We start from the raw sequence: 12,554 nt of genomic DNA, 5'->3' as shown, positions 1-12,554 counted from the left end.
TCTTTACTACCCCTTTATTATGTAGTCTATATTAAAGTACACGTTCTGTTTGCGGAGATAATAAGCGGTACCAATCCACAATGGTTGGGTTCTCTGCTAAATCCGCAAAAGTGATTTCTTTCCCTTCGCGACGCCACTTCTCTACTAAACTCATAATTCTGACCGAATCAAGTCCTCTATTTAATAAATCTTCATCCGTCTCAACACTCTCTACCGGTTCGCGAAGTAATTGTGCAACTAGTTCATGTACTTCCTGTAAAGTGATTCCTTTACTCTCATCACCTTTTGCACTTTGTAAATCTTTTAACAGTAAGTTAGTTGATGTCGTTACTGCACATCTATTAGATGCATACGCTAACGCTTGTTTATGATGCTCTAGTGAAAAATCAGCAACTGCATCTGCTACAAAGAACGGCTCTATACCATCCATAAACGCTTCACAAGCTGTTAATAGGCAGCCAATATGCGCATAAATACCGCAAATAATAAGTTGATCTCTTTCCTGTTCATGTAAAATTTCTAGTAAATTTGTCTTTTTAAATGCACTATATCTCCATTTTGTTAAGAATATATCATCCTCATTAGGAGAAAGTTCATCAACAATCTTCTTTTTATCGGGTCCAGCAGGAATACCGTCACCCCAGAAGTCTTGTAATAATCCCCGTTGTTCTAGTGTTTGTCCACCTGGTTGTGCTGTATAAACAACTGGTATACCAAGTTCCTTACATTTTTCTCTTATTACCTTAATATTTGAAATGAGTTCTACTTTTGGTGATTCTTTATCGCTATATGCATCGAGAAAATATTCTTGCATGTCATGTATTAAAAGAACCGCACGTTTTGGATCTGGCGTCCAGTTCACTTTATTTTTTGGTAGTTCGGATTCAACTGGCATTTTGTATACTGAAATAGATGGGATAGCCATCTAATCACTTCCTTCCAATTTTTATATTTTTATCGTTTTACCGTAATAAGTTTTTCAGCAATGACTTTACGTAACTCTTTTTTGCTTACCTTTCCAACACCCGTTTGCGGAAATGCTTCAATAAATTCAATTCGATCTGGAATCTTATAAGCTGCTATACCGCGTTCTCTTAAAAACATTTTTAATTCACTTACAGTCGGAACTTGTCCGCGAGCTATTACAAATGCACAAGTACGTTCTCCTAAATAGTCATCAGGCATCGATACAATTGCTACATCATGCACTGCATCATGTGCTAATAAATGATTTTCCACTTCTTCCGCAGCAACTTTCTCACCACCACGGTTAATTTGATCTTTATCTCTTCCTTCTACTATGATGTAACCTTGTTCATTTACTTTTACAAGATCACCTGTGCGATAAAATCCATCCTTTGTAAATGATTGTGCATTATGCTCTTCTGCTTTATAATAACCACGAATTGTATATGGCCCTCGCGTTAATAAACTACCTACCTCCCCAGGTTTTACATCGTTGTCATTCTCATCAACAACCCTTACTTCATCCAATGTAGACATCGGTCTACCTTGCGTATGAATAATAATTTCTTCAGGATCATTTAATCTTGTGTAATTTACTAAACCTTCTGCCATACCGAATACTTGCTGTAACGTACATCCAAATGTAGGGCGTATACGTTTTGCAACCTCAGCGCTAAATTTCGCACCACCTACTTGAATCACTTCTAGGCTCGATAAATCATTATTACGAGAAGATGCAGCATCAAGCCATATCATTGCTAATGGTGGAACGAGAGCAGTAATCGTAACTTTTTCTTTTTCAATAAGTGCAAACGCCTCATCTGGACTACCTCCAGTTGCCAGCACAACTTTTCCACCCGCATAGAAAGTTCCAAATGTTCCAGGAGAACTCATCGGGTAATTATGCGCTACTGGAAGAACTGCCATATAGACGCTCTCTGTATTCAAATTACAAATTTCAGCACTAACACGTAAACTATAAATATAATCATCATGTGTTCGAGGAATTAATTTAGAAAGTCCCGTTGTCCCTCCTGATAATTGGAGAAACGCAACATCACTTGGCTGAACGTCTGGTAATGGAACGGAATCTATATATAGATCATTTATGTTTAGAAACTCTTCTTCTTCTCCCACTACAATTACATGTTGTAAAGTTGGCACTTTCTCTTTCACTTCTCTTGCTAGTTTTCGATAATCAAAACCGAGAGCTTTATCTGAAATAACGTAAGCACTCGCCTCACCAAACTCACAAAAATAACTAATTTCACTGCTTCGATGTGAAGGTAATGCAAAAACAGGAAGTGCCCCAATTCGAAATAGTGCAAAACATACTTCGAAAAACTCAATAACGTTAGGTAGCTGGATTACAACTCGATCCTCTTGCTTTATTCCTAAATTCAGTAAACCTGAAGCTAAGCGATCTACTTTTTTATCAAGCTCACTATACGTAATATGCGTATTACCACTTACAACTGCAATTTGATCGCCATATTTTTCAGCCCGCTCTCTTAACATCCCGCCAAATGTTTCACCAAGCCAACACCCTTCTTCTCGATAATGATCAGCAAATTCTTTTGGCCACTTTGTATAACCTGTTAACATTCTTTCTTCCCCCTATTTTTCATTCAGTGAATTATCACTTAACCCTAGAGCCTTCAGCATTGTTTGGAACTTAGCTGATGTTTCTGCTAACTCATCTTCTGGTTTTGATTCAGCAACAACTCCCGCTCCTGCAAATAATCGGAGTGTATTTTCTTGCACTTCAGCACAGCGTATTGTAACAATCCATTCACCGTCTCCATTTAAATCGCTCCAACCTAGCATGCCTGTAAAGAATTCACGGTCAAATGGCTCAATTTTTTGAATCGCCTCTCTCGCTTCTTCCATCGGCGTTCCGCAAACTGCTGGCGTAGGGTGAAGAGCAATTGCTAATTCCAAAGAAGTAGTATTCGGATCCTTTAGTTCACCTTTCACTTCAGTAGATAAATGCCACATCGCTTCACTATGAATAACGGATGGCTTTTCTGGAACATGTAATGTATGACAGTACGGATGAAGCGCGGCAGCAACTGCTTCTACTACTACCGCATGTTCATGTAAATCTTTTGGAGAAGAAAGTAATTCCTCTGCTCTTCTTTTATCTTCAACTGGATCCTCACTACGTGGCCTTGAACCAGCTAACGGATTAGAAATAACTTGCATACCATTACGTGAAACGAGTAACTCAGGACTTGCTCCAATTAACGTCTTACTATTCTCCTTTTCATCTTTTGGTAAATTCACAGCAAATGTATAACCGTGCTTATTATGCTCTGCTAATTCTCGAAGAAGTTTTTGCTTATCAATCTTTTCAAAAGATTTAACATCTAACGATCTAGATAGAACGATTTTCTTTAAATCCCCGTCCTGTATTTTTTTAATCCCTTGCTTCACACCATTTATATACACTTCAGGTTCTGGTACAGGTATCATTTCACATGTTAAGTTCTCATTTATTTCAAGCTTATTTGTTGTATCTAATTGTAAACGTCCAGATATTCTGCTATATTCTGGGATGATAAGTTGAACTTCTTTTCTACGATCAAATGGCAAAGCACCGACAACGATAGGATTCGGATTTCCTGCTTGTTTTGCATTACGTAATTCTGCTTGCACAAACTCTGGGAAACTTTCAATTTCACAATGCTTTACTGTAGTAAACGCTCCTTCTGTCAATATTGTTCGCGTTGGTGAAGCGAAAAAGAATGAAGATTCAGTCTTAAAATCTTCTAGTAATTTTTCTGACAGTTCCTTAACAGCCGTAAATTCATTCATAGTATAGTAACCCCCTGAATTTTTTATTAAACGCCTAATGTAGCTCCGCCATCGACACATAAATTATGCATTGTAATATGACTCGCTTTATCTGAAGCTAAAAACAATACCGCTTCAGCAACTTCTGAAGGCTGTGCAATTTTTTGTAACGGTATACCGAGTCTATATGTACTTTGAGTACCTGCTATTATATTTTTTGCGCCATTCTCATCAGCCCATAGTAACCTTTGCATTTCAGTTTCAGTTGAACCTGGAGAAACTAAGTTACAACGAATGCTGTACGCTGCAAGTTCTAATCCTAAACACTTCATAAACATCGTCGTTGCAGCTTTTGATGCAGCATACGCAGCCATCTCCATTCTCGGAGTATTTGCTGCATTTGAACCAACTGTAACAATTGCCCCTGACTTTCTTTGCATCATATATTTACTTACTGCTCGGGACATATAGAAAACGCCTGTAGAATTTACAGAGAATGTTTTATTCCAATCTTCATCACTTAAAGAGTGGATCGCTCCCATACGTAAAATCCCTGCAACATTTACTAATATATCTATCGGTGCTATTTCATTTTCAATATCATTTACCATCTGTTCAACTGCGGTACTATCACTCACATCTAAGCAAAACGTTTTCATATGTATTTCATTTAAGAGTTCGTTTAATCCCTCTTTATTTTGATCAACCGCAATAACTGTAGCTCCTCTTTCTAAAAACATTTTGGCAACAACACTACCTATACCTTGGGCTGCACCTGTTACTAAAACCGTTTTTCCATCAAATTCCCCTAAGTTCATTTCCTCTATCCTTTCATTTGAAAATTAATCTAATCAAACAAATAACGATAATGATTATCATTATCGATGTAAAAAATAATACACTTACTAAACTAATTGGTCAAGTGTACTTTTCAATAAAATACTATTAATTGATAATGTTTTTCATTTAATATCGTTACACCGAAATGATAATCTTTCTCAATAAACTTGTCAACCTATTTTTATTTTTCAGATAAAATATTTTCGTACTTCTCCATACAATTACATCTAAGAGCATTACTAAATACTTACATAAAAAATTTAATTCATACTTCTCTTTTTAAAATTGAAGAAGATAAACTGTAGATGCCTTCGTGTATAAAGCCCTGCCATAAATTCAAGTATATATTTTCTCAACATTTTTCTGAAAATATCGAGAAAATATATCTTACAACTACCAATGTATGTCATGTTAATCATTTAAGATTTAATAAGTAGTTCGAATATAATGTAACAATTTTAATATTCCAATATAATCCAAATAGATATTTCACTCATTTTTTGTCTCAAAAAATCCCAAAGATCATATAATCTATTTAAAACAACTCCAAAAAAGCATCCTATTTAGCAGGATGCTTTTTTGTAATCATAGTGTTATAGAAAATTTATATCCTTATGCTACGCTGCGATACTCTTCTTCTTGTTCTTTTGTCTGCTTAGGTGCTTGAATTAAAATTGCGATAATAAATGATACGACACATAAAACGCCAATTACCATGAATGTTGGCTTGAATCCACCTAGAAGTGCACCGATAAAGGAACCTGCAAGTGCTCCAAATCCAAACCCTTGATACACGATACCGTAGTTCTTACTATGGTTTTTCATACCGAAGAAATCACCAACAATTGCTGGGAAAATAGTGATATTTCCACCAAAGCAAAACGCTACACTTGCTACACATACGAAGTAGATACCATAATTTAAATCTACGAAACTTAAAACTAAGACTGAACTCGCCATAACAACAAAAGTACCAGTAACAATTTTTAAACGGCCGATTTTATCTGATAACGGTCCTAAAATTATACGACCTAACGTATTGAATATTGCAACCATAGCAACCGCATTAGCTGCTGTCGCTGCGCTAAGCCCTACAAGTTGAACACCAATGTCTTTTACCATACCAATTAAGTATAAGCCACTCATACATGATGTAAATAACATAATAAATAATAAGTATACTTGTTTTGTACGTAACATTTCTTTCGTTGTATACTCATGAGTTTTTGTTTCATGAACTGCAACTTGATCAGCAGCTTGATGGATTAAACAAGCTCCAAGGACAATCATAGCTGTAACAATTAAACCCCAGTATATAAATGCTTGGGATACACCAACTGATTCAATTAACTGTGCGTTAACGTATTTAAAGATTAAACTACCTGAACCATATGCAGAGACAGAAATTCCAGCAATTAAACCTTTACGCTCTGGAAACCACTTTATTAAATTAGATAATGAAGTGATATATGCTGTACCGTCTGCATAACCCACAACAACTCCCGCTAGTACATAAAGCAAAATTAATGAGGAAGCTTGTGAACTAAGTACTAATCCTAGTCCTAATGCTAGTCCAGCTATCATAATAAGTTTACGAAGTCCCCATTTTTCTTGCAATTTACTTGCAAATAAAGTTGAAAATGCTAAGGAAAGACTAGTAATTGAGAAAGTTATAGCAACTGCGTTAAGACTCCAACCGTATTTGCTAACTAAAGGCTGATTGAATAAACTCCATGTATATATTGTTCCAAGCCCCATTTGTACGATGACTGTGCCAAGGACAACTAGCCATGGATTAACATTTGATTTTTTCATACCTTTCCGCCTCCTCTTTCTATTTCAATGCTTTTCGCTAAATTTTGTTTTTTCATATTCATTTTGGTCACCTCTTTTGAATTAACACCTTCATTGTATAAGATGTTTTCAGTTATGTAAGCACTTACAAGGCAGAGCGTCAAAAACATGGAATCAGTTACAGAAAACGAAGGATGAAATACAAAAAATGTTTTTTAAATACGTAATAGTTATTCATATTGTTTTGTATAAGTTAAATTTACATATGTTTTTGAATCCTTTTTTCAATAGTAAAATAATAAAACCGTCTCTTTAATAAATATTAAAGAGACGGTTTTATTAGATTAATTTATAAGCCTGACTTTCTTTATACGTTTATAATTGTTTCTTCAAATGTAATAATTGGCTCTACAAATTCCATCATAATGAAAGCATTTTTTATACGTCTTGTTAAAACTTCTTTTAATTCTGCACACATATTCAACAAATATTTTTCGGATAAATAAAACTAAATATTCACTAATATCCCTTTACGTGGTTTAATATATATAATAAAAAATATTTCTGTCTTTAATGAGGAGGTACTATGAAAGCAAACGTAGGGGATACTATACTTTTTCAACGAAATAATTTAAAGATTACAGGATCTGTACTAAAACTTTATACTGAATCAGTCTTAGTTGAAGTTACAGATGTAAGCGGTGGTACTTTTGAATTTGATCGAACCATTGTAAATCATAAAAACTATAAAATTTTAAATACGAATACATAAAGCAACACAAAATAGCCCCTGCTCACCAGCAGCGGCTATTTTATATGAAAATACTTCATTAGTTTATATATCCTAAAACACTTACAATCTTACTCGCTTTTAAATTATTAATGTGATAATAAATTTCTAAACCTCTTCGCTCAGCTCGTAACACTTTGCCCTTCATTTTTGATAAATGTTGCGAAACAGTCGATTGTGGAATATTTAGTAATTCTGTTAATTGCGTTACATTACAAGTTTTTCTCGTACTTAATTCATTTACAATTTGTAAACGGATTGGGTGCGCCATAATTTTTAAAATATCTACATCTTCTTCTGAAACTAAACTTTTTCTCATTTCACTCGTATATGTTGTCATAAGACATTCCCCTTTTATATGAATTCCTTTTATTTTGATCTATTTCCAAAATATTTAAAACTCTGACAAGAAACCTTTATATAAAAATAATAGAATTTTAAATTTTTGAAAACAGAATGAAATACAATTCACTTTATTTATTTGGTACATATACATAATACAATGTTAATATGTGCTCTATGTGAAGTTAGCATAAATTTATAATGAAGATTTTTCAAATCATTCACATGTAACTATTCACTTCCTCATAACACTGTCCAGTGATTTTAACATATTTTAGGCGTTTGTATATACTATCTACAAAACAAATATTGTTTAGGGGGGATTTCAAATGCCAACAGTGCTACAAGAAGAAGTTGAAGAAGCACGTGAAACGTATGTCAGTCGTATCATTTTGGTCGGTGGATCAGCTTTATTTTTAGTCGGTGGTGTTATATCCGCAATTTCGGCTTTTAAAGCTTATAATCGCTTGGAGAATACTCCACCTTCTACAGATAACTCGTAAATAAAGTGAAACTTTAATCAGTGGGGTTTTCTTCATCCCCACTGATTATTAGCCCTCACCAATCGGACTTTAATGGACAGCCCGACCCCCCACCTAAATTCTTTGCTTTTGCTGAATTTTGAGGTGGGGGTCTTACTGCCCATTAAAGCGGGATAAATTATGTAATTTTGAATAACAAATAAATGCCGTCTCTAAAAAGAGACGGCATTTATTTTATCATAAGTTGTTTACTATAAAATCGCAAATAATACTTTGCATTACAATAGAACTTACTTCACCACAAACCGAGTCTGACTACACCCATCCTTCTGCTTCGTTACTTCTAATACAGCTGGCATTGCGTTTTTCAGCTCTTGAACATGTGAAATGACACCGATAAATCGACCGGATTTTTGTAGGTCAATTAAGGCGTCCACTGCTTTTGTTAATGACTCCTCATCTAACGAACCAAACCCTTCGTCGATAAACATCGTTTCGATGGAAATACCGCCTTCATACGCTTGAATGACGTCTGCCATTCCGAGTGCTAAACAAAGCGATGCATTAAATTTCTCACCGCCAGATAATGTTTTTACATCACGTGTTTGGCCAGTGTATGCATCGTATACATCTAAGCCTAATCCACTTTGGCGATTTCTCTTTTCAACTCGTTCACTTCGTTTTAAATAAAATTGTCCATTTGATAATTTACGTAAGCGTTCGTTTGCAATTTGAACAATTTGTTCTAAATACTCAATCAAGATGTAACGTTCAAATGATATACGGCTTTCGTTATCACCTTTCATTACTTCATATAAGTCAACAAGTTCTTGGAAAGCTTTTTCTTCCCCATGAATTTGCTCATCAATACGTTTAATATTTTCATGTAAATCAGAAATATATGTTACCGCATTTTGTGCACGTTGACGTTTTTCTTTAATGATATCAAGATTGATTTCTAAATCTTTTATATGTTCACCTAACGCTGTAATATCCATATACTCTTTATCTTTTAATTCAGCACGTAACTCTTCAATTTGTTTTGCAAGTACTTCAAGAGATGAATAATAGCTTTTAATTTCTTTTTGTAACATATCCATCTCAGCATCACTTAATTTGGCTTCTTTATACGTAGATTGATCTATAAATCCGCTCTGTTCAAGCTCTTTCATAAAGCGCGTGAAAGTCTCTTCTTTCTTCAATTTTGCACTTTCATATTGATTAGAAGCACCTTCTTGTTCTGCTTGAATACGTATATTTTCATTTTGCCAATGTTGATACGCTTCCTGTACTTTCTTCCATTCGTCTTCCATTAACTTGAGTTCATGCACAGCTTGGTCAAACTGAATTTTCCAAGCTTGTACTGTTTGTAAGCTTTCAGGAATATTTTTCTTATCATGTTCATATGACGTACGAAGCTGCATACACTCCATTTCTGTACGGTGCTGCTCTATTTCTATCTCACGCTTTTGCTTTTGAATTGTATCTACTTTTTCCTCTACACTTTTTAAATTCATAGCTGTTTGCTTACGCGTTTCTTCGCTTGCTTTTAACGTATTCACTTCAGTTGCTAATTGTTTTCCTTTTTGAACAAGCGCACTATATGTTTCAGCTAATTTTTCTGAGCGATAGCCTCGCTTCTTAACCTCTTCAATTACTTGCTCATATTGAAGATGATAGAAATTCCATTTCTCCTCTACTTGCACATGTAATTTTTCAGCAATGTTCTTCTTGTCTCTTAAATCATTTAACTCTTTTTCGTTAATCGCATCGCTTTGCTCTGTAGCTTTTTTCGGATGGTTCGTGCTGCCACATACTGGACAAGATTCACCATCATGTAAATGAAGAGCTAATATACCAGCTTGTTCACTTAACCAGCGACGTTCCATATTTTCATATGCGTTCACTGCCGATTGCATGTTGTTATATGCTGCTTCTTTTTCTTTCTCGAATTTTTGTTTTTCTTGCCAAACATCATATGCTTGCTTTAAAACTTTTGCATCTTCTCGCATATTCGTTAGTTCTTCTACTTTAGCTACGTATTGTTCAAGTGCTCGTTCTAATTGCTGTAATTCATCAGACATTAGCTGTTTATGATTTGTATGCACTTCTAATTGTTGCTCTAAATTTTGCATACTTGCTTTTAATTTCCCTACTTGAACTTCTGCATTTTGTAAATTCAATTGTTTCTCAGCTAATGATGAAATAATCGGTTGTAACTCTTCTAATCTTTGAACGAGTTTTTTTGCATTTTCTCTCTCAGGCTCTTTATTCTTTACCTCTTCATATTTCTCCTGAGCAAGTTCGAAGCTCTTCGTTATATTTTCTTTTTTTGCGATTATTTGTTTTAACAAACTTTCAACATTCTGCTCATTTTGCATTGCCTCTTCGTACCACTGTTCAAATGGTAATAAGCGCTTCGCTTGTTCCGCACGTTTAAAAGATGTTTCTTTCATTTCAATCACTGTACGGTTTTCTTGTAAAGTATTATATTTCTCATTCTTTTGTTGTAAATCTATAAATTTCTCATTTACAGATTTCGCTGCATGAAAACGTGTTTCAGCATCCTTTAATTGTTTCGTTTGAACATCTTGTTCTACTTGTAATTGCTCCACCTCTGCCTTATACGCAGCTGTCTCTTGTTCTAATGCCTCTACTACTTGATGCGTATTTACATGGTCTTGTTCCACTAATGTCTCTAATAATGATCCATCACGAATTGGTAATTTAAAAACATTACGGAAATATAACTCTCGCTCTTTCTGTTTTTCTTGTAAGACGTCTTTCCATTGTTTTCGTTTTTGATCAAGTAACTCACGCATTAACTTATAACGATCTGTTTTAAAAATACGACGCAAAATTTCTTCTTTGTTTTCTGTTTCAGATGTTAATAATTTTCGGAATTCCCCTTGTGGTAACATTACAATTTGACTAAACTGATGTTTACTTAAACCAATTAAATCTTCCACTTTTTTATTTACATCCGTTACATGGAAACGATCAACAGCTGGAACCTGCTCATCATCAATCACTTCATATAATTCTACTGCATGTCCCGTAATCGTCTTGTTCCCTTGTTTTTTATGTCCAAGTTGGCGTTTTATTTCATAACGCTTCCCTTTTAGCTGAAAGGTTAGTTCTACACTTGTATACACGTTATCATCAGCAAATTGACTACGAAGCATGCTCGTATCACTACGTTCTTCTCCGCTTGCCTCACCATATAATACATAACAAATCGCATCAAAAATCGTTGTCTTTCCAGCTCCTGTATTCCCAGAAATGGCGAAAATACGATGATCTCCAAGATCGTTAAAATCGATTACTTCTTTCTGTTTATATGGGCCAAATGCCGTCATAATAAGCTGAATCGGTCTCATCCTCGTTCACCTTCCCGTTCTTGCACTGTTTGTAATACTTCTACAAATAGACGTTCTTTCTCTTCTGATAACTCTAAGCCTTTCATTTCTTTATAAAAAGCCTTTAATAGTGATAAATCATCCATTTTATGTCTTGAAACAGTTACTTCATTTGAATCTGTGAATTCTCGTCTTTGAATAGATCTTTCAACATGCATTGCATTTGGATATACAGAGCGTATTTTTTCCATTGGCTGCAAGACAGGATTTTCATCTAATAATTTTACAAACACGTAATCTTCACTTACTGGATGTTGTAATAATTCATCTATTTTCGCTTCTACTGTTCGCATTTTACGGCGTGGTGTAAGTAACCTTTTTTCAATTGTTACTTTACCTTGCTCGTCCAATTCCACAATATAATATCCTTTTTTATGTTTTTCTTCAGAAATAGAATATGCAAGTGGAGAACCTGAATATCGAATTGTCTCATTACGTACGAAATGCGCTTGATGTAAATGTCCAAGCGCTGTGTAATGAAACTTATCAAAATAATGACTATTTACATATTCAGCACCACCAATTGAAAGTGGTCGTTCTGCATCACTTGTATTCTCCTCCGCTTCGCCCGCAGAAGTTACAAATGCATGACCAACAAAGACATGTCTAGCTTCTTTATCCATCGTTTCAGAAAGCTCATTCATAAAAATACGCATCGCATCATCATGAGAACGTACGTCTTCATTTTTCAATACATGTCTCACTATACTTGGATCCGCATAAGGAACGAGATGGAAGTGAACCTCGCCATATTCATCATTTAATATAATTGGCTCATATGGAAATTGAAATTGTCCCACAATAAATAATCCTTGTTTCTTCATTAAACTACTACCAAAATGAATACGATCTGGACTATCATGGTTTCCTGCGACTGCAATAACTGGCGTTTGTAAATCAATGACTATTTTTTGTAAAACATCATTTAATAAGTCTACTGCTTCTGTAGGCGGAATTGCTCGGTCGTATAAATCCCCTGCAATAATTACGGCATCTGGTTTTTCTTCCTCAACTGCTTGCACAAACTGATCTAATACAATCTTTTGATCTTCAGTCATATACACGCCATGAACGAGCTTTCCTAAATGCCAATCCGCTGTATGAAATAACTTCATATTTTCCTGC

At 34.9% G+C, this 12,554-nt stretch carries 10 protein-coding genes; 2 read left to right on the top strand and 8 right to left on the bottom strand.

The window, feature by feature from the left end; genetic code table 11:
* Positions 1 to 31: 31 nt before the first annotated feature.
* The 5 genes from ACZ76X_RS17055 to ACZ76X_RS17035 all read right to left on the bottom strand — a co-directional run bounded on the left by ACZ76X_RS17055 (position 32) and on the right by ACZ76X_RS17035 (position 6,417).
* Positions 32 to 925: an isochorismatase family protein gene (locus ACZ76X_RS17055; RefSeq protein WP_479851103.1), complete on the bottom strand. Its 894-nt coding sequence runs from the start codon at positions 923 to 925 to the stop codon at positions 32 to 34.
* Between the two features lie 29 nt (positions 926 to 954).
* Positions 955 to 2,571: a (2,3-dihydroxybenzoyl)adenylate synthase gene (locus ACZ76X_RS17050; RefSeq protein ID WP_479851102.1), complete on the bottom strand. Its 1,617-nt coding sequence runs from the start codon at positions 2,569 to 2,571 to the stop codon at positions 955 to 957.
* 12 nt (positions 2,572 to 2,583) lie between these two features.
* Positions 2,584 to 3,783, bottom strand: a complete 1,200-nt coding sequence (dhbC, locus tag ACZ76X_RS17045; RefSeq protein WP_479851101.1) for an isochorismate synthase DhbC — start codon at positions 3,781 to 3,783, stop codon at positions 2,584 to 2,586.
* 26 nt (positions 3,784 to 3,809) lie between these two features.
* The gene (gene dhbA / locus ACZ76X_RS17040; protein WP_479851100.1) at positions 3,810 to 4,580 is read right to left on the bottom strand and encodes a 2,3-dihydro-2,3-dihydroxybenzoate dehydrogenase; all 771 of its coding nucleotides are present in this window, start codon (positions 4,578 to 4,580) and stop codon (positions 3,810 to 3,812) included.
* Between the two features lie 634 nt (positions 4,581 to 5,214).
* A complete protein-coding gene (locus ACZ76X_RS17035) occupies positions 5,215 to 6,417 on the bottom strand; it encodes an L-lactate MFS transporter (RefSeq protein ID WP_479851099.1) in 1,203 nt (400 codons plus the stop codon).
* Positions 6,418 to 6,982: 565 nt separating this feature from the next.
* Here ACZ76X_RS17035 and ACZ76X_RS17030 point away from each other — a divergent pair.
* On the top strand, positions 6,983 to 7,168 hold the full coding sequence (locus ACZ76X_RS17030) for a YkvS family protein (protein ID WP_151630308.1): 186 nt from the start codon (positions 6,983 to 6,985) through the stop codon (positions 7,166 to 7,168).
* Positions 7,169 to 7,226: 58 nt separating this feature from the next.
* Here ACZ76X_RS17030 and ACZ76X_RS17025 read toward each other — a convergent pair whose 3' ends face one another.
* Entirely contained in the window at positions 7,227 to 7,526 is a 300-nt protein-coding gene (locus ACZ76X_RS17025; RefSeq protein WP_000214798.1) for an ArsR/SmtB family transcription factor, read from the bottom strand.
* A 331-nt stretch (positions 7,527 to 7,857) separates the two neighbouring features.
* Here ACZ76X_RS17025 and ACZ76X_RS17020 point away from each other — a divergent pair, with 331 nt between their 5' ends.
* Positions 7,858 to 8,031, top strand: coding sequence for a hypothetical protein (locus ACZ76X_RS17020; RefSeq protein ID WP_479851098.1), 174 nt, complete (start codon positions 7,858 to 7,860; stop codon positions 8,029 to 8,031).
* Positions 8,032 to 8,300: 269 nt separating this feature from the next.
* Here ACZ76X_RS17020 and ACZ76X_RS17015 read toward each other — a convergent pair whose 3' ends face one another.
* Positions 8,301 to 11,390: an SbcC/MukB-like Walker B domain-containing protein gene (locus ACZ76X_RS17015; RefSeq protein ID WP_479851097.1), complete on the bottom strand. Its 3,090-nt coding sequence runs from the start codon at positions 11,388 to 11,390 to the stop codon at positions 8,301 to 8,303.
* Positions 11,387 to 12,544: an exonuclease SbcCD subunit D gene (locus ACZ76X_RS17010; protein ID WP_479851096.1), complete on the bottom strand. Its 1,158-nt coding sequence runs from the start codon at positions 12,542 to 12,544 to the stop codon at positions 11,387 to 11,389. The genes ACZ76X_RS17015 and ACZ76X_RS17010 overlap by 4 nt, the downstream gene beginning before the upstream one ends.
* Positions 12,545 to 12,554: the final 10 nt, after the last annotated feature.

Source organism: Bacillus sp. BC05(2025) (assembly GCF_056725905.1).
The sequence above is the reverse complement of the archived record's forward strand: the minus strand, read 5'-3'. Positions and strand labels throughout refer to the sequence as shown.

Bases quoted from the DNA above. Each gene is read 5' to 3' on its own strand.
- ACZ76X_RS17055 (WP_479851103.1), bottom strand. From the start codon at position 925: ATGGCTATCCCATCTATTTCAGTATACAAAATGCCAGTTGAATCCGAA.
- ACZ76X_RS17050 (WP_479851102.1), bottom strand. From the start codon at position 2,571: ATGTTAACAGGTTATACAAAGTGGCCAAAAGAATTTGCTGATCATTAT.
- dhbC (WP_479851101.1), bottom strand. From the start codon at position 3,783: ATGAATGAATTTACGGCTGTTAAGGAACTGTCAGAAAAATTACTAGAA.
- dhbA (WP_479851100.1), bottom strand. From the start codon at position 4,580: ATGAACTTAGGGGAATTTGATGGAAAAACGGTTTTAGTAACAGGTGCA.
- ACZ76X_RS17035 (WP_479851099.1), bottom strand. From the start codon at position 6,417: ATGAAAAAATCAAATGTTAATCCATGGCTAGTTGTCCTTGGCACAGTC.
- ACZ76X_RS17030 (WP_151630308.1), top strand. From the start codon at position 6,983: ATGAAAGCAAACGTAGGGGATACTATACTTTTTCAACGAAATAATTTA.
- ACZ76X_RS17025 (WP_000214798.1), bottom strand. From the start codon at position 7,526: ATGACAACATATACGAGTGAAATGAGAAAAAGTTTAGTTTCAGAAGAA.
- ACZ76X_RS17020 (WP_479851098.1), top strand. From the start codon at position 7,858: ATGCCAACAGTGCTACAAGAAGAAGTTGAAGAAGCACGTGAAACGTAT.
- ACZ76X_RS17015 (WP_479851097.1), bottom strand. From the start codon at position 11,390: ATGAGACCGATTCAGCTTATTATGACGGCATTTGGCCCATATAAACAG.
- ACZ76X_RS17010 (WP_479851096.1), bottom strand. From the start codon at position 12,544: ATGAAGTTATTTCATACAGCGGATTGGCATTTAGGAAAGCTCGTTCAT.